The sequence below is a fragment of the Vibrio sp. 10N.261.55.C5 genome, from assembly GCF_041470505.1.
Taxonomy (GTDB): Bacteria; Pseudomonadota; Gammaproteobacteria; order Enterobacterales; family Vibrionaceae; genus Vibrio; species Vibrio crassostreae_C.
The window spans coordinates 52,379-77,485 of the sequence record NZ_JBFRMS010000027.1 but is presented as its reverse complement, the minus strand read 5'-3'; the positions used below and the strand labels follow the sequence as shown (position 1 = coordinate 77,485).

At 44.5% G+C, this 25,107-nt stretch carries 18 protein-coding genes and 1 pseudogene; 13 read left to right on the top strand and 6 right to left on the bottom strand.

The window, feature by feature from the left end:
• Positions 1-112 precede the first annotated feature (112 nt).
• The 3 genes from bamE to nadK form a co-directional block, all read right to left on the bottom strand.
• The gene (gene bamE / locus AB4263_RS11595) at positions 113-472 is read right to left on the bottom strand and encodes an outer membrane protein assembly factor BamE (RefSeq protein ID WP_010438918.1); all 360 of its coding nucleotides are present in this window, start codon (positions 470-472) and stop codon (positions 113-115) included.
• A gap of 167 nt (positions 473-639) precedes the next feature.
• Complete coding sequence (recN, locus tag AB4263_RS11590) at positions 640-2,304, bottom strand: DNA repair protein RecN (protein ID WP_017059862.1); 1,665 nt, start codon at positions 2,302-2,304, stop codon at positions 640-642.
• A gap of 292 nt (positions 2,305-2,596) precedes the next feature.
• Positions 2,597-3,481: an NAD(+) kinase gene (nadK, locus tag AB4263_RS11585; RefSeq protein ID WP_017066747.1), complete on the bottom strand. Its 885-nt coding sequence runs from the start codon at positions 3,479-3,481 to the stop codon at positions 2,597-2,599.
• Positions 3,482-3,624: 143 nt separating this feature from the next.
• Between nadK and grpE the strand changes: the two genes are divergently transcribed.
• From grpE to dnaJ, 5 genes are all read left to right on the top strand, one after another.
• Positions 3,625-4,206 (top strand): nucleotide exchange factor GrpE, encoded by a 582-nt coding sequence (gene grpE, locus AB4263_RS11580; RefSeq protein ID WP_102393637.1) that lies wholly within the window; start codon positions 3,625-3,627, stop codon positions 4,204-4,206.
• A 388-nt stretch (positions 4,207-4,594) separates the two neighbouring features.
• Entirely contained in the window at positions 4,595-5,869 is a 1,275-nt protein-coding gene (locus tag AB4263_RS11575) for a dicarboxylate/amino acid:cation symporter (RefSeq protein ID WP_372098242.1), read from the top strand.
• A gap of 258 nt (positions 5,870-6,127) precedes the next feature.
• Positions 6,128-7,165 carry a polysaccharide lyase family 7 protein gene (locus AB4263_RS11570; protein WP_017059866.1) on the top strand — a complete coding sequence of 346 codons (1,038 nt, stop codon included), beginning with the start codon at positions 6,128-6,130 and terminating at the stop codon, positions 7,163-7,165.
• A 386-nt stretch (positions 7,166-7,551) separates the two neighbouring features.
• Positions 7,552-9,465, top strand: a complete 1,914-nt coding sequence (gene dnaK / locus AB4263_RS11565) for a molecular chaperone DnaK (protein ID WP_017067645.1) — start codon at positions 7,552-7,554, stop codon at positions 9,463-9,465.
• Between the two features lie 284 nt (positions 9,466-9,749).
• Positions 9,750-10,898: a molecular chaperone DnaJ gene (gene dnaJ / locus AB4263_RS11560; RefSeq protein WP_017068546.1), complete on the top strand. Its 1,149-nt coding sequence runs from the start codon at positions 9,750-9,752 to the stop codon at positions 10,896-10,898.
• A gap of 130 nt (positions 10,899-11,028) precedes the next feature.
• Here the strand turns inward: dnaJ and AB4263_RS11555 are convergent, their stop codons facing one another.
• Positions 11,029-11,466 carry a type IV pilin protein gene (locus AB4263_RS11555; RefSeq protein ID WP_017059870.1) on the bottom strand — a complete coding sequence of 146 codons (438 nt, stop codon included), beginning with the start codon at positions 11,464-11,466 and terminating at the stop codon, positions 11,029-11,031.
• A 102-nt stretch (positions 11,467-11,568) separates the two neighbouring features.
• Here AB4263_RS11555 and AB4263_RS11550 point away from each other — a divergent pair, with 102 nt between their 5' ends.
• The 7 genes and pseudogenes from AB4263_RS11550 (at position 11,569) to tadA (ending at position 18,513) form a co-directional block, all read left to right on the top strand.
• Positions 11,569-12,114: a GspH/FimT family pseudopilin gene (locus tag AB4263_RS11550; protein ID WP_102482341.1), complete on the top strand. Its 546-nt coding sequence runs from the start codon at positions 11,569-11,571 to the stop codon at positions 12,112-12,114.
• On the top strand, positions 12,095-12,736 hold the full coding sequence (locus tag AB4263_RS11545; RefSeq protein WP_372098241.1) for a PilW family protein: 642 nt from the start codon (positions 12,095-12,097) through the stop codon (positions 12,734-12,736). The genes AB4263_RS11550 and AB4263_RS11545 overlap by 20 nt, the downstream gene beginning before the upstream one ends.
• On the top strand, positions 12,733-14,034 hold the full coding sequence (locus tag AB4263_RS11540) for a hypothetical protein (RefSeq protein ID WP_372098240.1): 1,302 nt from the start codon (positions 12,733-12,735) through the stop codon (positions 14,032-14,034). Before AB4263_RS11545 ends, AB4263_RS11540 begins: the two co-directional genes overlap by 4 nt.
• On the top strand, positions 14,024-14,473 hold the full coding sequence (locus AB4263_RS11535; RefSeq protein ID WP_017062783.1) for a prepilin-type N-terminal cleavage/methylation domain-containing protein: 450 nt from the start codon (positions 14,024-14,026) through the stop codon (positions 14,471-14,473). The genes AB4263_RS11540 and AB4263_RS11535 overlap by 11 nt, the downstream gene beginning before the upstream one ends.
• 298 nt (positions 14,474-14,771) lie before the next feature.
• The gene (locus AB4263_RS11530; RefSeq protein ID WP_372098239.1) at positions 14,772-16,334 is read left to right on the top strand and encodes an AbgT family transporter; all 1,563 of its coding nucleotides are present in this window, start codon (positions 14,772-14,774) and stop codon (positions 16,332-16,334) included.
• Between the two features lie 198 nt (positions 16,335-16,532).
• Positions 16,533-17,822 (top strand): hemolysin family protein, encoded by a 1,290-nt coding sequence (locus AB4263_RS11525; protein ID WP_372098238.1) that lies wholly within the window; start codon positions 16,533-16,535, stop codon positions 17,820-17,822.
• A gap of 86 nt (positions 17,823-17,908) precedes the next feature.
• Positions 17,909-18,513, top strand: a pseudogene (gene tadA / locus AB4263_RS11520) (tRNA adenosine(34) deaminase TadA).
• A 61-nt stretch (positions 18,514-18,574) separates the two neighbouring features.
• On the opposite strand, the gene AB4263_RS11515 reads toward tadA, so the two are convergent.
• Both AB4263_RS11515 and mltF read right to left on the bottom strand, forming a co-directional pair.
• Positions 18,575-18,706, bottom strand: a complete 132-nt coding sequence (locus tag AB4263_RS11515) for a hypothetical protein (protein ID WP_017059878.1) — start codon at positions 18,704-18,706, stop codon at positions 18,575-18,577.
• Between the two features lie 316 nt (positions 18,707-19,022).
• Positions 19,023-20,591 carry a membrane-bound lytic murein transglycosylase MltF gene (gene mltF / locus AB4263_RS11510; RefSeq protein WP_136978965.1) on the bottom strand — a complete coding sequence of 523 codons (1,569 nt, stop codon included), beginning with the start codon at positions 20,589-20,591 and terminating at the stop codon, positions 19,023-19,025.
• 329 nt (positions 20,592-20,920) lie between these two features.
• Between mltF and purL the strand changes: the two genes are divergently transcribed.
• Entirely contained in the window at positions 20,921-24,829 is a 3,909-nt protein-coding gene (gene purL / locus AB4263_RS11505) for a phosphoribosylformylglycinamidine synthase (RefSeq protein ID WP_017068539.1), read from the top strand.
• Positions 24,830-25,107: the final 278 nt, after the last annotated feature.

Here is a 25,107-nt window from a genome sequence, read left to right as displayed (position 1 = left end):
ACTTTACGGGGTCACTTCATCATGTGAGCAGGCTTTTGCGATTCTTGCTTTGTCGACGGATAGTTTTGTCGACTGATAGCTTTATCGGCCGAGAGCTTTGTTGACTGGAAAGCTAGCGAAGGCTTTCGAAGAATTCATCACTGGCTTCAAAATCACCATTGATCGTCACTAAGGTGCCCGTTGCATCAAAGTTAACAACAAGATTTTTTTGAATCGAGTCTTCATGGCCTTTTGTGTGGTGGTAAATGTAGTACCACGTATCTGGGTAGCCATTTTCGATAAGCATAGGTGAGCCCATAACGTAACGAACTTGTGTTTTTGTCATGCCAAACTTGAGCTGATCGACAGCTTCCTGTTCAACATAGTTACCCTGATTGATGTCAATTCGATAAACCAACTTCTCTAATAGAGAGCAACCGGTCAACATTGTTAGTGCAAGTGGAACTGCAACTAACCACTTTTTAATTCGCATAGTTTGAGATCTTTCTTCGCTAAAATACTGCCTGATAATAAACAAGCTCCAGCAAGAAGTAAAAAGCTCCTTGCGCTTTGAGCTTGTTATGACTGGCAATTTTGAATTAAGTTGCAAAATTGCCAAGAATTTTCGGTAAATTATCAGAAAGTTGCTGAATATGTAACCTATGCTGCGATTAATAACTCTTTTGCATTGGCAAGCGTCGATTCGGTAATCTGGCTGCCACCAAGCAGTCGAGCAAGCTCTGAAACGCGTTGTTGCTCATCAAGCGTGTGCATTTGAGTCTCGGTTTTACCTGATTTCGTGTTCTTCGCTACAAAAAGTTGTTGGTGACCGCAACCGGCAACTTGAGGTAAGTGAGTCACGCACATAACTTGTGTCGATTCGCCCAGCTTACGTAGCATTTTTCCGACAACCGCAGCGGTTGGTCCACTGATACCCACATCGACTTCATCGAAAATCAGGCTTGGTGTATCCACTTTTTGCGCTGTGATCACCTGAATCGCCAGTGAGATTCGTGATAACTCACCACCAGAGGCCACTTTCGCAATCGGCTGCATCGGTTGGCCTGGGTTGGTCGAAACAATGAAGGTCACGTTATCCATACCCAATGGAGAAGGGTGTGTGTTGGTGTTGTTCACTTCAATGGCAAACTGCGCTTTTTCCATGCTCAGTTCGTGCATGCTTTGCGTGATCAGCTTGTTGAGCTCTTTTGCGTAACGAGTTCGAGATTTATGAAGCTTCTCTGATTTAGCAACGAACGATTGGTATTGGTTTTCCACCTCGTTTGCCAGTTCTTCTAATTTTTCATCAGAGCAATCAAGCGCTTCAACTTGTTGTAGTAAGTCTTGATGGTGCTTATACAGCTCTTCAGGTAACACGTGGTGTTTACGAGACATCGACATCACTTTAGAGAAACGCTCCTCAACGTAAGCCATACGACCGGGATCAACATCAATGCTGTCTAGGTAGGTTCTTAACTCGTTGTTGGTCTCTTCGATCTGAATAATGGCTTCAGAAAGCAAGTTCGGTAACTCGGCCAATCTTTCATCTAGCTCAGCTAGCTGAATTAAGGAGTTATTGGCCGATTGCAGAATACCAAGCGCATTAACTTCTTCGCCTTCATAAATAAGCTCGATAGCTTGCTGACAGGTTGTGGCCAGTTCTCCGCTATTGGAGAGGCGCTTATGCTCTTGTTCGAGGTCTTCATATTCTTCCTCCCCAATAGACAGCTCATTTAACTCTTTGATTTGGTATTCAAGAAGTTGTTTTTGAGCTTGGTTTTGCTGGCTATTTTCACGTAACTCTTTTAAGTGGTTATCCGCTTGTCGCCAGGCTTGATAAGCATTACGTGTCGATTTCAATAGGTTCAAGTGGCCTGCGTATTGATCAAGCATGGCCATTTGGTAATCGCTTTTCATCAACTGGTGATGCGCGTGTTGACCATGGATGTTGATCAGCAGTTGTCCTAGCGATTTCAATTGCGAAAGAGGGACAGGGCTACCGTTGATGAATGCACGAGAACGACCTTCTTTTGAGATGGTTCTGCGCAGGATGCACTCACTGCCATCAAGCAATTCGTTGTCTTCTAACCAGCGGGTAGCATGCAGATTGTTCTCAAGTAAAAAAGCGGCACTGACTTCGGTTTTTTCTTCACCTTGTCGAACCATTCCTGCATCTGATCGTCCTCCAAGACATAAGCCTAAAGCGTCGATAGCGATAGATTTACCCGCACCAGTTTCCCCGGTGATTGTTGTCATGCCTTTAGATAGTTCTAGCTGTAAAGACTTAACAATAGCGAAATTATTAACACTTAAATGAGCCAGCATTTTTATTTACCTGTATAACTGAACAATACTGTATATAAGTTCAGTATATACTGTTTCTTTATACAGTAAAGTCGACAGGTGAAAATTTTTTGCGACCGTTATCAGAATTGAGGTTGTTCGTAGATCACTGAAACCGCTATAGATTCCCAACTCAGTCGTTCCTCCCTCTTGGGAGTGGAGGTATAAGGAACTGCAGAGAAGCTAGAGCCGACGGGCTTTTACTGGCAATAAAAAGGCTGACGAATGTCGTCAGCCTTTCAAATTTTCGGTTACCACTGGAGCGTTTATTCTTTTAGAACAGCTTACTCGACCAACCTAGTTTGTTACGTAGAACATGGTAGTAGTTGTAGTCTTTAGGATGGATCAACTTAAGTACATTCGGGCTTTGGTAAATGTGGATCTCATCGCCAGGAGAAACAGGCAGTGAGATTTGACCATCGCAGCTCACCTCCTGAGTTCCACGGTTATCAGGCGATACGATAAGCTTAATACGACGCTTGCCATCCACCACTAATGGGCGGCTTGAAAGGGTATGCGGGAACATTGGCACGAGTGAGATAGCATTTAGGCTTGATGACAGGATAGGGCCGCCGCCGGAAAGCGAGTAGGCGGTAGAACCTGTCGGTGTTGAGACGATTAAGCCATCAGAGCGCTGTGAGAAGGCGAAGCTATCATCGATATACACTTCGAACTCGATCATGTGCGCCACTTGTCCGGGGTGCAGTACTGCCTCATTAAGTGCCGCATTGTGGCTTTTTATCTGGCCGTGACGATGAATTTCCGTTTCAAGTAAGAAGCGCTCTTCTTCCATGAACTCGCCTTTGAGAACATCAGTCAACGCGCTCTGGAAGTTTTCAGGGTTGAGATCGGTTAGGAAACCAAGGTTGCCTCGGTTAACACCAATCACTGAAATGTCGAAACGTGACAAGATTCTAGCGGCACCGAGCATATTTCCGTCACCACCGACCACAATGGCGAGATCGGCGCGTTTACCTAATTCAATCAGGCTAGAGAAATGTTCTTTTGGGATGTCGTCTAAAATAGTGGCGAGTCTGTCATCAACAAACACTTGATAACCCTCAGCACTTAACCACTGATAGAGCTCTCTATGAGTCTGAATTGCTTGCTGATCTCGAGGTTTACCGATAATGGCGATGACTTCAAATGGCTTTTTCATAACGTTTCCAAACGAATTAGGCTTGAATCAAAATTCTTCATCCCCATAATAAAGGCAAGTTGAACGTCTATGCGAGTGTTTTATATCAATTTGGGGCGCAAACACGCCTGTCACTTGCATTGAAAACGAATTCTGGAGATATCATGAGCAACGAAGAAAACAAAGTAACCGAAGAAGAACTAGATCAGATCATTGCTGAAGCTGAGAAAGTTGAAGAAGCTGAACTGAATGAAGACGCTGCTGATGAGCAGGAAGCAAAAATCGCTCAACTGGAAGCTGCACTGCTTTCTAGCGAATCTAAAGTGAAAGAGCAGCAAGATTCTGTTCTTCGCGCGAAAGCTGAAGTTGAAAACATGCGTCGCCGTAGCGAACAAGAAATTGATAAAGCGCGTAAATTCGCTTTGAACAAGTTTGCTGAAGGTCTGCTTCCTGTAATCGACAACCTAGAGCGTGCAATGCAAGCGGCAGACGCTGAAAACGAAGTGGTTAAGCCACTGTATGAAGGTGTTGAGCTAACGCACAAAACGTTCGTAGACACAGTTGCTAAGTTTGGTCTTAAAGAGATCAACCCTGAAGGTGAAGCGTTCAACCCTGAATTCCACCAAGCGATGTCTATTCAAGAAAGCCCAGATCACGAATCAAACACGGTTATGTTTGTGATGCAAAAAGGCTACGAACTAAACGGTCGTGTGGTTCGCCCAGCGATGGTTATGGTTGCTAAGTAATGACGTATTACGTTACCAAGTGGTTGACTGGCGCATTGACTGAATTAGTAGCAGCGACAAAATAAATCACTGGTTTACGTAAAATAAAAAGAGAGGCATAGGCCTCTCTTTTTTTGTGCCTATAACTTGAGAGTCCACGTAAATAAGCATCAAAACCGCATTAAGAATGTCGTTCTTTTTATTTCATTCAGATCAGCGATTTAGAGTTTTGTGTTATGAAACTTGTTGTGAATGAGTAAATGTTTTGATGTCACATTTGTGATGTTTTTGTAAATAAACACTTTTAATTGTTATCTTTATATGTAAAATCCACTGCCATATAGCGATTTTTGTCGCATATATAACTATAAAAGTGCAAATTTTAAACACAACAAACTGGAGAAGAACGATGGATAAATCGCTCTCAAGTAAAATTTTTGTAGGCTTGTTCGCCGGTCTACTTATTGGTACTGCTATTCAGTACCTATTCAGCGGTATTGCTATTTTTGATACGTATCTACTTGGCGCTGCCGAAGGTGCTGGTGGTATGTTTGTATCACTTATCAAATTGCTTGTAGTTCCTCTTGTATACGTATCTATTGTTTGCGGTATTGTTGAGCTAAAAGATATTCGTTCATTTGGTCGTCTTGGTGGTAAAACCTTTGGTCTTTACATTATTAACACCATCATCGCGATTTCAGCAGCGCTAACGATTGGTCTTATTTTCCAACCAGGTGCAGGTGCGAACCTTGCGGGTACGGTTTCTGAGACAATTGCGCTTACAACAACTGAAACACCAGATATCTTCTCTCTTGTTGTTAATATCGTTCCTAGCAACCCTGTAGAAGCATTTGCAAGTGGAGACATGCTGCAAATCATCTTCATGGCTATTCTGACTGGTCTTGCTATCCAAGCTCTTGATTCTCGTGGTGGCCCAGCTATCAAGACATTCAAGATGGCTAACGAGATCATGATGAAGCTTATCGGCCTAGTAATGAGCCTTGCGCCATACGGTGTATTTGCTCTGATGATTCAACTAGGTGCAACACTTGATGCAAACACGTTAATGTCAGTTGCTGGCTATGTAGCGCTTGTTGTAGCGATGCTTGTGTTCTGGATCTTCTTCTTCTACCCAATGATGGTTGGTTCATTCACTGGTATTTCTCCAAAGCAGTTCCTACGTGCAACGCGTGAGCAAGTTCTATTCTCACTATCTACAGCAAGTTCGAATGCAACAATCCCAGTAACTATGCGTACTCTTACTGACAAACTAAACGTATCTAAGTCAGTAGCAGGTTTCGGTGTACCACTAGGTGCAACAATGAACATGTCTGGTGTATCTATCTACATCGCACTGGCAACTATGTTCGTAGCAAACGCATTTGGTCAGCCAATCAACACTGCTGATATCTTCACTCTAGGTCTAACTATCCTGCTTCTTTCTATCGGTGCTGGTGGTGTTCCAGGTGGCGGTGTAGTAATGGTAGGTGTTCTATTGCACCAACTAGGTCTACCACCAGAAGGTCTAGCGATTGTTGCTGCTGTTGACCGTATCTGTGACATGTTCTGTACTTCTTCAAACGTAGTGGGTGACACAGCGGTGAACACTATTGTTGCTAAATCTGAAAACGAAATTGGCGTTGAAGCTAACGAAGAAGCTGAGCTGCAAAAAGCAGAAGCTTAATTCTTAATTAAGACTCAATAACTGCGAAGCCCCGCTCAACCAGAGCGGGGCTTTTTTATTTCTGCTGTTGGGTACTTTGGGCTGTCTGCTGCTGAGTTAAAAGAGGGGGCTATGTTGGTGCGAAGTCTCATTTTTTCTTTTTACTCGCGCTGAATGGGTCATCAGTTTTCAATCTTTAATATAGATCACATATAATAATACAATATTATTATATTGTTCTGACAACCTACATTATGACGACATAAAGGAAACCCAATAATGAAGCTGTCTTACCTTAGCCTACTGACTGCCAGCCTTTTAGCCGCTCCCGCTCTTGCTTCTAATCACGATATTGGTCAACAGTTCAATCTTGACCCTGCAAAAGCACCAGCACAAAACTTCGATTTATCTAAATGGAAAATTAACTTACCGGAGCTGACGACTGAAGGGTCTAGAAAAGGTAAAACGCTGGAGATTGGTAAAAAGGAACTGTCGAATGTAGACACGCCTTACGTTCACCCTAAATGGTTCTACACGGATGCCGAGTCTGGTGCGATGGTGTTTGTGGCTCCGAATACAGCTCCAACGACGCCAAACAGTAAAAACACGCGTAGTGAGCTAAGAGCGATGCTAGCGGATAGCTACTCTGCGCCGAGCAACAACTTCGCGATTTCAAGCCATAAGAACGCGGAAGAGTTTGGCTCTATCGGTGGCCAGATGACGGCAACACTTTCTGTTGATCAGGTGAGCACCAGCGGTAACTATAAGAAAACCGGTGCATTCTCTGTGGTTATTGGTCAAATCCATGGGTCGGATAATGAACCTCTGAAAATTGTTTACCGCAAGTTGCCAGAACATGAGCATGGTTCGTTAACGTGGAACTATGAGTTAAACCCGCCGACAGAGATGAAAAACGCGAAGGATGAAAACGGAAAGAAACTTCGTAAAGACATTCGCCATGATGTATTTGGTCAATACAATCTGAAAAAAGGCAGCTCGGACCCTGCTGATGGCATCAAGCTAGGTGAAGTGTTCTCATACGATGTGAATATCAAAGATAACATCATGCACTTAACCTTTACTAAGAATCCAAACTCAGCCGATCCTATTGTGAAGACGTATGATGTTGATTTGGCTAAGGGTAAGTATCAGGGGCATGATATCGACCTTGGTTATGGACAGGACTGGATGTACTTCAAGGCGGGCGCATACAATCAATGCAACACTAAGAAGTCGAGCTCAGCCTGTGAATGGCGTGGTATGGAAGCGGGTGATTACACTCAAGCGAGCTTCTACCAGTTAGTGCTCAACCAATAATATGGCTGAATCAGTCACCATTTGAACAATATTTAACTGATTAATATCTATTTGAAAAAGACCTTCCACATGAAGGTCTTTTTTTATGGCATCTGGAATAGGGTTGAGGTTTCAATGTGGCGACAAATGCGAGAGTTTCTCAACATTGGAGCCTTAATTGGCAAGGGATCGGTCACTTTTTACCTTTATGTAAAAAGATACGGGAAAAAATAGATTTTTTTTACTTATTCCCTTGAAAACCAGTTTACAGCCCTTATCTATGGTGCATACGAAAGCAAATTACATTTGCACTTTAATTTTGTGTATTAGGGTTGATTCCCTGATTACCACCCCCACATATGTGGGTATAGCAAAAACTTAATAGAAAATATTTCGGAGATGGCCTGATGGGTAAAATCATTGGTATTGATTTAGGTACTACTAACTCTTGTGTTGCTGTTCTTGACGGCGACAAACCACGCGTAATTGAAAATGCTGAAGGCGAACGCACAACAGCATCAGTAATCGCATACACAGAAGGCGAAACGCTAGTTGGTCAACCTGCAAAACGTCAAGCTGTTACTAACCCTCAAAACACACTGTTCGCTATCAAGCGTCTAATCGGTCGTCGTTTTGAAGATGAAGAAGTTCAACGCGATATCGAAATCATGCCTTTCAACATTGTTAAGGCTGACAACGGTGATGCATGGGTTGAAGCGCAAGGCCAAAAAATGGCTGCTCCTCAAGTATCTGCTGAAGTTCTTAAGAAAATGAAGAAAACAGCTGAAGACTTCCTAGGCGAAGAAGTAACTGGCGCAGTAGTAACTGTTCCTGCTTACTTCAACGATGCTCAACGTCAAGCAACGAAAGATGCTGGCCGTATCGCTGGTCTAGATGTTAAACGTATCATCAACGAACCAACTGCTGCTGCTCTAGCTTACGGCCTAGACAAGCAAGGTGGTGATCGCACTATCGCTGTATACGACCTTGGTGGTGGTACATTCGATATCTCTATCATCGAAATCGATGAAGTAGAAGGCGAGAAGACTTTCGAAGTTCTTTCAACTAACGGTGACACTCACCTTGGTGGTGAAGATTTCGATAACCGCATGATCAACTACCTAGTAGATGAGTTCAAGAAAGAGCAAGGTATCGACCTTAAAGCTGATCCACTAGCAATGCAGCGTGTTAAAGAAGCAGCAGAAAAAGCGAAAATCGAGCTTTCTTCTACTACTCAAACTGACGTAAACCTACCTTACGTTACTGCTGATGCGACTGGTCCTAAGCACATGAACATCAAAGTGACTCGTGCGAAGCTTGAGTCTCTAGTTGAAGACCTAGTTCAACGTTCTCTTGAGCCACTAAAAGTTGCTCTAGCGGATGCTGACCTATCGGTAGGCGAAATCACTGACGTTATCCTAGTTGGTGGTCAAACTCGTATGCCTATGGTTCAAGCTAAAGTAACTGAATTCTTCGGTAAAGAGCCACGTAAAGACGTGAACCCTGACGAAGCTGTTGCAATGGGTGCTGCTGTTCAAGGTGGTGTACTAGCTGGTGACGTTAAAGACGTTCTACTACTAGACGTTACTCCTCTATCTTTCGGTATCGAAACGATGGGCGGCGTGATGACTAAGCTTATCGAGAAAAACACAACTATCCCTACTAAAGCGGATCAAGTGTTCTCTACAGCTGAAGACAACCAAAACGCAGTAACTATCCACGTTCTTCAAGGTGAGCGTAAGCAAGCGACTTACAACAAGTCTCTTGGTCAGTTCAACCTAGAAGGTATCCAACCAGCACCACGTGGCATGCCACAAATCGAAGTAACATTCGACCTAGATGCTGATGGTATCCTGAACGTATCTGCTAAAGATAAAGCAACAGGTAAAGAGCAGAAGATCACTATCCAAGCATCAGGCGGCCTGTCTGAGGAAGAGATCGAAGCAATGGTACAAGAAGCAGAAGCTAACAAAGAAGCGGACAAAAAGTTCGAAGAGCTAGTAACTGCACGTAACCAAGCTGACCAAATGATTCACGGCACTAAGAAGCAAGTAGAAGAAGCTGGTGAAGCTCTACCTGCAGACGAGAAAGCTAAAATCGAAGCGGCTATCACTGCACTAGAAGAAGTTAAGTCTGGTAACGATAAAGAAGCTATCGACGCTAAAGTTCAAGAACTTATGCAAGCAGCTCAAAAGCTAATGGAAATTGCTCAACAGAAAGCTCAAGCTGAACAAGCTGGTGCTGACGCTGGTGAACAACCTAAGCAAGACGACGATGTTGTAGACGCTGAGTTTGAAGAAGTTAAAGAAGACAAAAAATAATTTCGTCGCAGAGTAGCCTGATTTCGTTATCGGAAGTGTCCACCTACTAACGTAGGCTCCGCGCTTCCACTTAGGACTCAAGCTATCTGCTTAGAAATTTGTCTCAAAGACTTATTATTGCGGGCGTCAGAGGTAACTCTCACGCCCGTAAATTTGTATTTAGACTTGTCGATCTAGATAATAGCTTTATTCGGCATTTCAGCCGGCAGAACTTTTATCTAGATTGATACACAGACTACTGAAGTGATCATTCGGTAGTAGCAATTATTTTGGTGACCTAGAACATGTCAAAACGTGATTTTTACGAAGTATTAGGCGTAAGCCGCGATGCATCAGAGCGCGATATTAAAAAAGCGTACAAACGCTTAGCGATGAAATTCCACCCGGACCGTAACCAGGGTGATGAGACCGCAGCAGATAAGTTTAAAGAAGTAAAAGTAGCGTACGAGATCCTAACCGATTCTCAAAAGAAAGCAGCTTACGACCAATACGGTCATGCAGCCTTTGAACAAGGTGGCATGGGCGGCGGCGGTGGTTTCGGCGGCGGTGGCCAAGGTGACTTCGGCGATATCTTCGGTGACGTATTTGGCGACATCTTCGGCGGCGGTCGTCGTGGTGGCGGTCAACAGCGTGCACAACGTGGTTCAGATCTACGTTACAACATGGAACTTTCTCTAGAAGAAGCGGTTCGTGGTGTTTCTAAAGAAATCGAAGTACCAACACTTGTAGAGTGTGATACTTGTGACGGCAGCGGCGCGAAAGCGGGTTCTTCTGCACAAACGTGTGGCACTTGTCATGGCCACGGCCAAGTACAAATGCGCCAAGGTTTCTTTGCGGTTCAACAGACTTGTCCTACTTGTAACGGTAAAGGCAAGATCATCAAAGACCCATGTAACTCATGTCATGGTCAAGGTCGCAAACAGAAGACGAAAACACTTAACGTTAAGATCCCTGCTGGTGTTGATACTGGCGATCGTATTCGTCTATCTGGCGAAGGCGAAGCGGGAGAGCACGGCGCTCCAGCTGGCGATCTGTACGTACAAGTACACGTAAAAGAGCACAACATCTTCGAACGTGACGGCAACAACCTTTACTGCGAAGTACCAGTAAGCTTCTCTATGGCTGCTCTAGGCGGTGAAGTTGAAGTTCCAACACTGGATGGTCGTGTAAACCTTAAGGTACCAGAAGAGACACAAACGGGCCGTATGTTCCGTATGCGTGGCAAGGGCGTGAAAGGCGTTCGTGGTGGCGGTGTGGGTGATCTAATCGTTAAGCTAGTGGTTGAGACTCCAGTTAAGCTAAGCGCTCGCCAGAAAGAATTACTGCGTGAATTCGAAGAAACCTGTGGTGGTGAAGCGGCAAGCAAGCATAAGCCAAAGTCTGAAGGTTTCTTTAGCGGCGTTAAAAACTTCTTCGATGACCTAACTAAGTAATTAGATTGTTGATACTTTAAGTTGTTGATAAAGTTAAAAAACCTGCTCATGTAGCAGGTTTTTTTTGTATCTCAAACCTGGTTCTTTCTCTTTCTCTTTCTCTTTCTCTTCACCTGAAACCCTCATCACACTACATCCAGCAGGCTTCTGGGTATTCGACATTAGCACTGTCGAGAGTGAGCACTTTATGGTTTTGTCCATCGAAGCAGTTGTCTTTATCTTGACCTACTCCCGACTGAGGTGTTGCTGTAATCGTATAGGCAGCAGAAGCCGAACTGGTGACACTGAAAACAAAACGACTCGCTTCGGTATCGCAGATCAAACAATCGCTTCCCGAAACAATACCACTCCAGTCATAACCGCTGTCATAGGCTGCTTCTAGTTCTAATTGAATTCGAGCTATGTCAGCGAGTGCGCTAGTTCGATGTCCAGTCACTACGTGGTTGGTATAGCTCGGATAGGCGATAGCCCCCAAAATCCCAATGATGGCAACCACAATCAATAACTCGATCAATGTCATCCCTTTTACGCGCGTGTTGTTGCTGTTGCATTTATTTTTTCGAATCATCACGAGGACTTCCTTTTCACTTATCTGGCTATTTTTCCTTAGTGTTAGCATGTGCGCAAGGTTGAGTACGGTTGCTCAAGTTATTACATAGGAAATTGGGAAATGACTCGCGGGTTTACTTTATTAGAGCTTTTAATCACGGTGTCGGTGTTATCGATACTGATAGCGACGGCTGCCCCGAGTTTTAGTTCTGTCCTAGCTTCAACTAAAATCAAAAGGCTTGCTCCTGAAGTGCATGGATTTTTAATTGCCGCTAGGTCAGAAGCTATAGCTCAGAATCAAGACCTCTATCTGTTCTTTTTGGTATCTGGTAGTTCTGGGGCTATTAATAACTCTGATGGCGATTGGGATATGGTTTTAAGTAGCTCTGCATCTTTTGACCCTAGAAATGTTCTTATGCAGTTAGACGGTTCTTCCTATCGAGACATAAACATTGCCTTTAATTTCTCAGGTCATAATTCAATATCAGTTGATGGTACTAGGGGGCGATTTGGTAATGGAAATATAACAATGGCTCCGGTAAACGCATTATCTGAACAGTTATCTGTAATAGCGTCTATTACAACCGGGAGAATTCGAATCTGTAGCAGTGATCCAAATCAAAATGGACGCAATAACATAGGCCACCATGGTTATGAGATTTGTTAGTACGCATATCAAGGGAAGTACATTAGTTGAGATGATGGTGGCTTCGGTCATTGGAGTAGTTGCCATTGGAATCATAGGTTCAGTCTTCATTACTAACCAGCGTGTTGCTTCAAAAAATAGTTTAGAGCTTCTGCTATCACAAAACTTATTTTCCACTACTCAAATGATGAAAGAAGAAATTTGGCGAGCTGGTTATGACTCAGATTCGGGAATATCGGTAAAGTTATCGGGTGCCATAAATACAATTTACACCAATCAGGTAAGCGCTGATGAGGCGTATATTGGTTTTGCTTATTTGCAGGATAGTGTCTCGTCGGCATATAGGAACATTGTCTATCAATTCAAAGAAAACAAGCTCAATTACTGCGTGGGAGAGTCCAGTGACCTTTTGGCTATTAATGAAAAACCTATAGGGATACTTAATGGTGAGGTAACAATGACATGTCAAAGCTTATTTTTTGAGCGTCAAATTCAAGTTGATGCTTTATTTGTTGAAGCTGAAGAGCTTTCAACAGGATCTTCGGCTTCTCAAAAAGTAGACATTGAGTTAAAGGCGTCTTTAGTAAATGCAGATGTTAGTCATGAAGTGAGAACTTCCGTTGTTCAGAGGAATTGGCAATGAAGCGATGTAAGCAAGGAGGATTTATCACTCTGTTGTTGGTTAGTGTTCTTCTTGTTGGAACATTAATCGCTTCTTTCGGGAATTTTAAGGTTCTTTTCTATCAAATCAAGCGAGCACAAAATGAAGTTCAGGCACGCAAAGCCCACTGGTTAGCAGAAGGTGGTTTAGAGTGTGGCTTCACTTACATCGCTGAAAATGATCTGACAGCTATTCCCAATGATTTAATGGATTATTGTCAGCAGTCGAAAGTCGTTACGTTGGGATCAGAAGCACTCACGCCAAATATATTGGTGTCGAGTTCTGAGTCTTTATCGCTGAACAAAGAGATTAGTTTTGTAGACGCTTCGGGATTAGGAGTAATGCAAACCAATTCGAGTTTAGAATTTATTTCTGATCACAATATCGATATTAATCCTGATATTGCTCTTACTGCTGTTGATGGTATTAACGAGTGTGTATCGGTTCGATTTTTAGATAGTGTTATCTATAAGCAAAAGGGAGGAGGACGTTTGAAGACCATTACTCCAGAGTCACCTCCTTTTTCTACGTTTGAGTCTTGCCAACAAACCACCAATATTAGCAATGATGCAACCATCGACTCCGTTGGGGCGCTGCCTTCAAACTCTTTTCAATCAGATTTCAAATTCGATCCGGATATCGATACGTTCTCTAATTATTTTGGCGTGCCAAAGACGTCAGAGAACATTGACCAGATTAAGCTTGATTATCATGTTATAGACCTTATTGATCGGACAGTTGTCCCCTCTAAGCATATTGATTTGGTTGATGGTGAATATGAAGGAAATAAGTGTAGCAAAGCCATTAATGATGCCTTTTCAAGTGGGGAGAATAAGGTATGGGTTATAGGTGATTGCGTCGTTTATTCACCTGCGATTAATGTAGTTGAACCTATCCCAGGGGTTATTACGCCTCGCTCTTTAGTGATTCAGAACGGCATCGTTGCGAATGGTAACGCGAGCGTATTTGACGGGGCTTTTTATCATCTAAATGATATGACCGTATTCGATAACACTAACTCTCCCGATACTGATACCGACCTACTGAGTGGTTTGTGGGCTAAAGTTCCAGATACAATTCCTATTACTGATTTAGTACAGAGTAATTCGGTTTATATTGGATTTGCTTCTTTTTTCCCTAAAGGAGGGATGTTCTTTGATTCCGTTGGTGGGTTATCGACAATTCAGGGTTCAATCAATTTGGATTATACCGGTGAATACAACCCTCATAGCACTCCTTTAAAAGCGAAGTGGAAGCGAGGATCATGGAATGATTTCTAAGAACTCAGGTTTTAGCTTGATAGAGGTTCTTATCTCTTTTCTGTTGATTGGCGTTGCCTCACTAGGGCTGGTTAAATTACAGGTCTACGCTGAACAAAAATCGGATTTTGCGCTCCACAGCGTAGAGGCGCTGCATTTTGCTGAAAGGCAGATGGAGTATTATCGAACTCGGGCGTCTAATGCGAGTGGGGCGGTAGGTTTAATTCCTTTTTCAGAACTAAATCAGGCGAGTCATTGTCTCAACACAGCAAGTTCAGATCCTTTATCCGGTTTGTCGGGGTCTGCCTATGCCATGACCTGTGAAGTGACTAATGCAAACGGTGCTCTGTCTAGCGCATTAAAAAGCATTACTGTCACAATTGCATGGCAAGATCGTATGAACCACGCACAAAGTATTTACCTCGAAACTATGCTCTCCAAATACAGTGAGTTTGATTGACCCTCAAGCAAACGTTTACTGCATGCCAAGGCTCATGCTACCCCTTTTACTGATAATTTTCACTCCTCGGACATTGTTTACGTGCTAGTTAAAACTCTGTATATGGAATGGTGTTTTTTGTGTTTTTATATTGTTGTGGTTGTATGGTATTTTTGCAAAATATGTCTCCATTTATGGAAAATTAGGTGGAATCTTGTGCTTTTTAACAACGACTTTAATAGAATATGTGCTGTACCAATAGGCCGTGGTCAAAACTTATATTAGGCCTAAACAAAACAACATCACATATGGAGTTACAATGAGTAACCAAGCCGTAAAAAAAGCACCATCGACTGAGAAGATCAGTGGTATGGACCGCTTTCTAAACTTCATTGAACGCGCCGGCAACAAAATTCCAGATCCAGCAATCCTGTTCTTCTGGGCTCTAGTTATTGTATGGGTAGCATCTGCACTTTTGTCGAACCTTTCATTCGACCTTATCAACCCTCAAACGGGTGCTGCTCTAGAAGTAAACAACCTACTAACTGGTGAAGCGCTTGCTAGCTTCCTAGCGAATATGGTTACCACGTTCACAGGCTTCGCACCTCTAGGCATCGTACTTGTTGCTATGCTAGGTGTTGGCGTTGCAGATTCTTCAGGCTTCATTACGACTGGCCTTAAGAAGATGCTTAACTTCACGCCAGCTAAGCTACTAACGCCAATGCTAATTCTTGTTGCTATCGTGTCTCACACAGCAGCTGATGCAGGTTACGTTCTAGTAATCCCTCTTGGCGGTATCATCTTCCACGCTGCGGGTCGTCACCCTCTAGCGGGTATTGCAGCAGCATTTGCTGGTGTATCAGGTGGTTTCTCTGCGAACTTCATTCCTTCAGGTATCGACCCGCTACTAGCTGGCTTCACGCAAACAGCGGCAAACGTTCTTGACCCTGAATACGTGATTAACCCTCTAGCGAACATCTTCTTTACTGGCCTATCTTCAGTTCTTATTGTTGCTATCGGTTGGTACGTAACTGAGAAGATCATCGAACCTCGCCTAGCGAACACGCCAGTTGATGAAGATGCTGAAGAAGCACCTGATCTAGGTACGTTCACTGCAATCGAATCAAAAGCATTCAAATTCGCTGGTTGGGCAATGGTTGCCGGTATTGGTCTGCTTATCGCGGCTCTAATGCCTGAAAACTCAGCACTTCGTTCACCTGAAGGCGAATTAACGGCGTTCTCAGCACCAGTAATGAAGTCTATCGTTCCTCTGATCTTCATCCTGTTTATTATTCCGGGTATCGTCTACGGCCGTGTAGCGGGTACATTCAAGAATAGTAATGATGTTATCAAAGCAATGTCTGAGACGATGGCAACGATGGGCGCATACATTGTAATGTCGTTCTTCTGTGCTCAGTTCCTATCTGCATTCGCTCAATCAAACATCGGTACTATGCTGGCACTTTACGGTGCTGAAGGCTTGAAAGCGATGGACCTTCCAGGTGAAGCAACGGTTGTTGGTATGATTCTACTAACGGCTGCAGTTAACCTTCTTGTTGGTTCTGCTTCAGCTAAGTGGGCACTGATTGGTCCTATCCTAGTTCCAATGCTAATGGTTGTGGGTATCTCTCCTGAGCTATCTCAAGCGGCTTACCGTGTAGGTGACTCAGTGTCTAACATCATCTCTCCACTAATGGTGTTCTTCCCACTGGTTGTTGTTTACTGTCAGCGCTACGTTAAGTCGACAGGTATCGGTACTCTAGCTTCTCTAATGATGCCATTCTCGATTGCGATGTTAATCGGTTGGTCTATCTTCTTGCTAGCTTACTGGGCTCTTGGTATCCCACTAGGTATCCAAGCACCTTATACTTACACAATGTAAGATTGAACTAAGCAAAACTAAGCTTTATTCATTGCTAAGCCCGCACCGAAATGTGCGGGCTTTTTTTCGCTATTTTTTCCGTTTTTTATATCCAAGGTTTTTATATCCAAAACTTTTTATATTCAAAATAAAGGCACTCAGCTTATACTCCGGATTACGGCTAATTGTTGGCCGGTAAATTTAGGAAATCCAAGCCACATGAAAATTCTGCTTTTAGTAGGGTTAATTGTTTTAAATGGTCTGTTTGCCATGTCTGAGATTGCATTGGTAGCAGCAAAAAATAGTCGGCTGAAACGCTTAGCCGAAAAACACCGCTCCGCTCAGGTTGCTCTTGATCTCAAAGAAAACCCAACCCGCTTCCTCTCTACAATCCAAATCGGTATCACGGTAATCGGCCTACTCAGCGGGATTGTGGGTGAGGCGACGCTATCGGCTCCACTAGCCGTTCAACTTGAACTGTGGGGACTAGACCCAACACAAGCGAACATCTTGTCTACTGCGGTTGTGGTGGTAGGTATTACTTATTTCGCTATCGTTGTCGGTGAGTTGGTACCAAAGCGTTTTGCTCAGTCTCAAGCTGAAAACATTGCTGTGTTAGTCGCGCTGCCAATCTTCTGGTTATCTAAAATCGCGACGCCGTTTGTGTTTGCGTTGTCGGCTTCAACGGAAGGTATTCTTAAGTTGATGGGCCGAGGCGGTGAAGAAGATAGCGTTACCGAAGATGATATCCATGCACTTGTGAAAGAGGGCTCAGAATCGGGTGTGATTGAACGCGGCGAACAAGAGATGATTCGTAATATCTTGCAGCTTGATGATCGTCTTGTGAGCTCATTGATGACTCCGCGTCGAGACATCGACTTTCTGGATGTCGACCAACCCGTTGAGCAGATATTAAAGAAACTGCGTTCATCAAAACACAGTGTGTTTCCATTGTGCCAAGATCACCTCAATAAAGTGGTGGGTACAGTGTCAGCCAAAGCCTTGCTGAATCAGGCGGGCAATCTAAGCATTCAAGTGATCATGGGGCTGTCTCGCTCGCCGATCTATGTTCCAGAATCGATGAAAGCTCTGCGTCTACTTGGCTACTTTAAAGAGTCGGGCACCGAGATGGCATTCATTGTCGACGAGTATGGCGATGTTCAAGGTCTTGTGACTCATTACGATATTCTTGAGGCGATTGCTGGCGAGCTATCGAATAATCCGAACGATCTTTGGACCGAGCAAGTGGAAGACGGTTTGTTGGTGGATGGATTGATTCCTATCAGTGAACTGAAAAACCGTTTAGAGCTATCGGATTTTGAGGGCGAAAGCGGGAGCTTCCAAACGCTGAATGGCCTTGTGACATGGTTAATAGGGCGCTTACCGGATGCAGGCGAAGTTGTTCAATACCAGCAGTGGCAGTTTGAAATTATCTCTGTTGAGAACAATCGCATTGTGAGTATCAAAGCGACGCCAATAGCCGATGACATAGAAGACGCTAATAGCTAACAGTTCGACCAACCAGCAAGCGGCAATGGTTCATTGTCTGTTGTTGTCTATTACCTCTTTATTGTTCATTATCTCTAAGATTAGGTATGCTTCACCGCATACCTATTTTCGTTTTTATCCTTTGTTTCTGGAGTTCCCTTTGTCAGACCATCAATTCACCCCTCAAGATGAAATCTTCATGCGACGCGCCATTGAGGTAGCTAAGCAAGCAGAGAGCGAGGGAGAGGTTCCTGTTGGTGCAGTATTAGTAAAAGATGGGGAGATTATCTCTGAAGGATGGAACCGTTCGATTGGCAGCCACGATGCTACGGCACACGCAGAAATTGAAACCTTGCGTAAAGCCGGTCAAACCTTAGAAAACTATCGGCTACTCGATACCACTTTATACGTTACGCTAGAGCCTTGCCCAATGTGCGCAGGTGCCTTGCTACACAGCCGAGTAAAGCGCATTGTGTTTGGTGCTCCAGACTTAAAAGCAGGCGCTGCAGGTACAGTGTTGAATTTGTTTGAAAGCCAAGCCTCATACCACTATGCCGACGTTGAACATGGTTTGTTAGAGGAAGAGTGCCGTGAGCAATTACAAGCGTTTTTCAAGCGTCGTAGAAAAGAGATAAAAGAGAAGCGAAAGCAAGAACGTCTGTTGGAAGAGCAGCGTTTAGAAGCAGAGATGAAGGCTGGCAATAAGAAATAGCAGCGTACTTTCGGCACTCTCTATCGCAAGAGTGCCAAGCAAACTGACTGAGTAACTACATTTACTCAGCAATCATCTGCATGAAAGCGCGATTGCGCCAAATGATCTTCTTCTTATTATTTGAAAGCATACGCTTACGACGGTTTGCAGCAACGGTCTTATCAAGGCGTTTCGATTTCAGTTTCTTCATCATTTCAATGATTTCCTATTTGTCGTCTGACTTTTTAGTTTGGACTAACGATTTAATTATAGTGTTATTCGTTTGTTTGGCCTGTCGCACGCTTGGCTTAAATAGAAGAGCAGTTCTAGTCTAAAGCCAGCATTGCAGTGCAACAGAGCATAATCTTGATTGTGGTGTGCCGTTATAAGGTTCGATTGTTACTGCAATATGACACTCTAGATCTCATCATCATTTTCTTGCCTGCTTCCCTTATCCCTTAGTGACGAAAGAAGAGTCGAAAAAAGACAATAAAAAAGAGCAATGCTAGATGGCATTGCTCTTTTGGGTTTTACTGTGAAGGCTCAGAACTGCTTACTGTCGACTGAGCTGCGCTGATACTCGATTCAGCACCTGAGGTTTCTAAAGGTGGGATCACCACCAAACCTTCAAGGGTCGCTTCTTGTTCTTTATTGCGCTTATTTACATGGCCAATAATGCTTTGGTAATAACGGCGAATGTTTTCAACGTAGTTTCTCGCTTCATCACCACGCGCATACCCATATCGAGTTTGGCTGTAGTACTTCTTCTGTCTTAACAGAGGCAATCTGTCTTTCACATCGCCCCAAGCATCAGGATCTCCTCCTTGTGCCTTCGTGAGGCGACGCGCGTCCATCATGTGCCCGTAACCGACATTGTATGAAGCAAGTGCAAACCAGATCTTTTCGTGTTGAGTGATTGAATCTGGTACTCGGTTCACGATACGACGCAGGTACTCAACACCGCCTTGTACCGACTGGTTCGGGTCGAGACGGTTGGTTACCCCAACACTCTTCGCGGTGGGCAGTGTCAACATCATCATGCCACGAACACCCGTTGGTGAGCGCGCAACAGGGTTCCAGTGTGATTCTTGGTAGGCCAAAGCGGCAATCAAGCGCCAATCAAATTCTTGAGAGTACCTTTGAAATAGCGGCGACCATTTTGGCAACTTGCTGTCCAGTGCACGGATAAAGGCACGAGTATCAACGTAGTCAAAAGTGCCGATGTGGCCGATGTATTTCTCTTCTAGTGAAGCCAGTTCACCAGACTGTTTTAGGTTACCGAAGAACTCAATCAGCAAAGCATACAGGCTTTCATCTTCCGATCTATTTAGGTACCAAGAGATAGGTTGGTCTTCTGTCAGCTCAAATGCCAAGGCAACATCTGGGTACAAACGTTGCGCCAGTGATAGCTCGATAGAGTCGGCCACTGTGAATAAACGTTCGCCTGTTGATACTTCTTTTAGTAGGTCATTGATGTCTGCATTGCCAACCGCGTCATAGATGAAGTCATCGTGCGTTTTCTGCAGCAGTTTGAGTGTTGGTTCAAAGTGCGAGTCTTTCACCACAACCAAAGAGGGCGTCAGCGTCTCGCTTGATACCGCAGCTTCTGATTCAGCTTGTGCTTTTACAAACTCAGCCTGACGCTCATTCTCGAAATTGATCAGTTGTTCAAGGTTTCTCGGTCGCCACTGGCCTTTTTTGTATACGACCTGTTGGCTTACGTAGTAATAAGCAGGTGCGGCGCGATAAGCTCGTGTCAGTTTGTTGTTTTGCGTTAAGCCGGTCGCGATAAGATCGATTTCGCCTTTCTGCAGTGCAGGGAACAAGCCAGACAAACGGTAAGCGGGTTTAACCTCAAGCTTTACACCAAGCTCCTGCGCAAATTCACGAGCTAATTCGTAATCCAAGCCAGCAGGACCATCAGGACCGATGTAATAAGAGAGTTGGTTATTTAGGGTGCCGACACGAAGAACGCCACGATCTCGTATCTGCTCAAGGACACTTTTAGGTTCAGATTCAATCTGGCATCCAGCCAACCCAAATAGGGCGATGGCGAGCAGAAGGAACTTAGACGAAAAGATGAGCGTAAATTTAGGCATCAAAATGAAATCTCGAAAAGTGGAAGCCCCTTTATACCAAACCCCGCAAGGCTGGCAAAGCAGGTTTAATTAAACAGTTGTAAAAGTGGTGATAAATGCAGCAAAAGTACCATTTACGCAGAAAGATAAAAAAAATCACGCAAACGGTTGCTTTTGGTGTTACGTCACAAAAAGAAATGCTTTATAATGCGCTCGCATTGAAGAGGTGGGATCGGCATAGGTTTTTAAACCTTCGGGAATAGCTTCGAAGAAAACAGTTAGGTTTTTCCTTTAACCCACTGAATTTATTCCAATACTACCTTAATCAACTGCATAAGAGACGTAAGCACATGAGAATTTTGCGTGGCTCCCCAGCTCTATCTGAGTTTCGTGTTAACAAGCTTTTAGAGCTTTGTCGTGAATTAAGCTTACCTGTAACAGGTATTTACGCTGAGTTTGCCCACTTTGCTGATCTAACGGCAGACCTAGATGAGTCTGAAGTTGAGAAGCTAGAAAAGCTACTGACTTACGGTCCAACGATTGAAGAGCATGAACCTGAAGGTTTACTGCTGCTTGCAACGCCACGCCCAGGCACTATCTCGCCTTGGTCTTCAAAATCAACAGATATCGCACACAACTGCGGACTGGCTAAAGTGTCACGTCTAGAGCGCGGTACTGCTTTCTACATTGAAACCTCTGCTGAACTTTCTGAACTTCAACTTGTTGAGCTGAAAGCAATCCTGCACGACCGTATGATGGAAGTGGTTTTCACTGACTTCGAATCAGCGGCGGCACTATTTACCGTTGCTGAGCCTGCTCCTTATGCGGAAGTTGACCTACTAACTGGTGGACGTAAAGCGCTTGAAAAAGCAAACGTTACCCTAGGTCTTGCACTTGCAGAAGATGAGATTGATTACCTTCTTGAAAGCTTCACTGAGAAGCTAGGTCGTAACCCGACGGACATCGAGCTAATGATGTTTGCACAAGCGAACTCAGAGCACTGTCGTCATAAGATCTTTAACGCTGATTGGACTATCGATGGCGTTAAGCAAGAAAAATCATTGTTCAAGATGATTAAGAACACCTTTGAAACGACACCAGAACATGTTCTGTCTGCTTATAAAGATAACGCAGCGGTAATGACAGGTTCTGAAGTTGGTCGTTTCTTCCCAGATCCAGAAACTCGCCAGTACAGCTACCACCAAGAAAAAACACACATCTTGATGAAAGTTGAAACGCACAACCACCCAACGGCAATCTCACCGTGGCCAGGCGCATCGACAGGTTCAGGCGGTGAAATCCGTGATGAAGGCGCAACCGGTATTGGTGGTAAGCCAAAAGCGGGTCTTGTTGCTTTCTCTGTATCTAACCTTAAGATCCCGAACTTCGTTCAACCTTGGGAAACTGACTTTGGTAAGCCAAGCCGTATCGTTACTGCTCTGGATATCATGCTTGAAGGTCCTCTTGGTGGCGCGGCATTCAACAACGAATTTGGTCGTCCAAACCTACTTGGCTACTTCCGTACTTACGAAGAGAAAGTAAACTCTCACGCAGGTGAAGAAGTGCGTGGTTACCACAAACCAATCATGCTAGCTGGTGGTCTTGGCAACATCCGTGATGAGCACGTTCAGAAGAAAGAGATCCCGGTAGGTGCAAGCCTAATCGTTCTAGGTGGTCCTGCGATGAACATCGGCCTTGGCGGCGGTGCGGCATCTTCAATGGATTCTGGTTCTTCTTCTGAAGATCTTGATTTCGCTTCTGTACAACGTGAAAACCCAGAGATGGAGCGTCGTTGTCAGGAAGTTATCGACCGTTGTTGGCAGCTTGGTGATGCGAACCCAATCGCATTTATCCACGATGTGGGCGCGGGCGGTATCTCGAATGCTCTTCCTGAGCTAGTCGACGATGGCGAGCGTGGCGGTATTTTTAATCTACGTGACGTGCCAAACGATGAGCCGGGCATGAGCCCACTTGAGATCTGGTGTAACGAATCTCAAGAGCGTTATGTAATGGCGGTTGCTGATAAAGACATGGCAACGTTCGACGCGATTTGTAAGCGTGAACGTGCACCGTACGCAGTGGTTGGTAAAGCAACTGAAGAACGTGATCTGAAATTAGAAGATTCACACTTCGACAACACGCCAATCGACATGCCAATGGACATCCTATTAGGTAAAACACCTAAGATGCACCGTGACGCGAAAACGCTAAAAGCTAACAACCCTGCGATTGACCGTTCTGGCATCGAGATGAACGAAGCGGTTGACCGTGTTCTTCGCTTGCCAACAGTCGCTGAGAAAACATTCCTTATCACCATCGGTGACCGCTCGGTAACAGGCCTTGTAGCTCGTGACCAAATGGTTGGTCCATGGCAGGTTCCTGTTGCTAACTGCGCAGTAACAGCGGCAAGCTACGACTCTTACCACGGTGAGGCTATGTCTCTTGGTGAGCGTACGCCAGTGGCACTTCTAGACTTCGGCGCATCGGCTCGTCTAGCGGTTGGTGAAGCAATTACTAACATCGCAGCGACCAACATCGGCGATATCAAACACATTAAACTGTCGGCTAACTGGATGTCTCCAGCAGGTCACCCAGGTGAAGATGCAGGTCTTTACGAAGCGGTTAAAGCGGTTGGTGAAGAACTATGTCCAGCTCTGGGTCTAACTATCCCAGTGGGTAAAGACTCAATGTCGATGAAGACTAAGTGGGAAGAGAATGGCGAGCAGAAAGAAGTAACGTCTCCGCTATCTCTTGTTATCACTGCGTTTGCACGTGTTGAAGATGTTCGTAAGACGATTACTCCTCAGCTTCGCACTGACAAAGGTAATACAAGCCTAGTTCTTATCGACCTAGGTAACGGCAAAAACCGTATGGGTGCAACAGCACTTGCACAGGTTTACAAGCAGCTTGGTGACAAGCCAGCAGACGTAGACAACGCAGCGCAACTAAAAGGTTTCTACGAAGGCGTTCAAGCACTTGTAGCGAACGACCAAGTTGTCGCTTACCACGATAAAGGCGATGGTGGTCTATTCGTAACGCTAGCAGAAATGGCATTCGCAGGTCACTGTGGTGTTAATGCAAACATTGAAGCGTTAGGTGAAGACACGCTAGCAGCACTGTTCAACGAAGAGCTAGGTGCAGTAATCCAAGTCCGTAACGACGACCTAGACGCAGTACTTTCTACTCTTGCAGCTAACGGTCTAGAAGCATGTTCTCATGTGATTGGCAGCGTTGTTGGTGAAGGGGAAGCATCAGATGAACTAGTGATTAAGTCTGGCGAGTCTGTAGTGATTGAACGTAACCGTACTGAACTACGTACTATCTGGGCTGAGACAACGCACAAGATGCAAGGTCTGCGTGATAACCCAGTATGTGCTGACCAAGAACATGAAGCGAAGAAAGACAACTCGGACCCAGGTCTGAACGTGAAACTGAGCTTTGACGTAAACGAAGACATCGCAGCACCGTTCATCAACACAGGTGCTAAGCCTAAGATGGCGATTCTACGTGAGCAGGGTGTTAACTCTCACGTTGAAATGGCAGCAGCATTCGACCGTGCAGGCTTCGAAGCAACTGATATTCACATGAGCGACATCCTAACAGGTCAAGCGGTACTAGAAGAATACAACGGCCTTGTGGCATGTGGTGGCTTCTCTTACGGTGATGTACTAGGTGCTGGTGAAGGTTGGGCGAAGTCGGTTTTGTTTAATGACTCTACTCGTGACCAGTTTGAAAACTTCTTCAAGCGTGAAGATACCTTCTCTCTAGGTGTGTGTAACGGTTGTCAGATGCTGTCGAATCTACGTGAACTTATCCCAGGTGCGGAGTACTGGCCACGTTTCGTTCGCAACGAATCTGAGCGCTTTGAAGCACGTTTCAGCCTAGTAGAAGTTCAGAAGTCAGATTCTGTATTCTTCAACGGCATGGAAGGTTCTCGTATGCCAATCGCTGTTTCTCACGGTGAAGGCCGCGTAGAAGTACGTGATAACGACCACCTAAACGCGATTGAAAACTCAGGTACGGTTGCTCTACGTTACGTTGATAACAACGGTAACCAAACGCAGCAATACCCGAATAACCCGAATGGTTCGCCAAACGCTATCACAGGTTTAACAACGACTGACGGCCGCGTGACAATTATGATGCCTCACCCAGAGCGTGTATTCCGTACGGTTGCAAACTCTTGGTCTCCGGAAGGTTGGGGCGAGAATGGCGCTTGGATGCGTATGTTCCAAAACGCACGTAAGAACGTGGGTTAATTGAAAACGATTTAAACAGTGTTATCGGGACAATAACCACAAGCGCAGATCGAAAGGTCTGCGCTTTTTTTGGTGGTGAGTGTGGTGTAGGGATCACCGTATAGTGGATGTGTGTATAACAAACTTTTGGACAGAAATGAGTTTTGGAAAATCAAACATTAGCAAATGACTAATAACTTCAGGTATGACAAATAACTAAACCTGATAGAAAAACTGCCACCAAAGAGCAAAAGACAAGACCTGACCCTATTGTTTTTTGTACGCAAAAAAACAGCAGT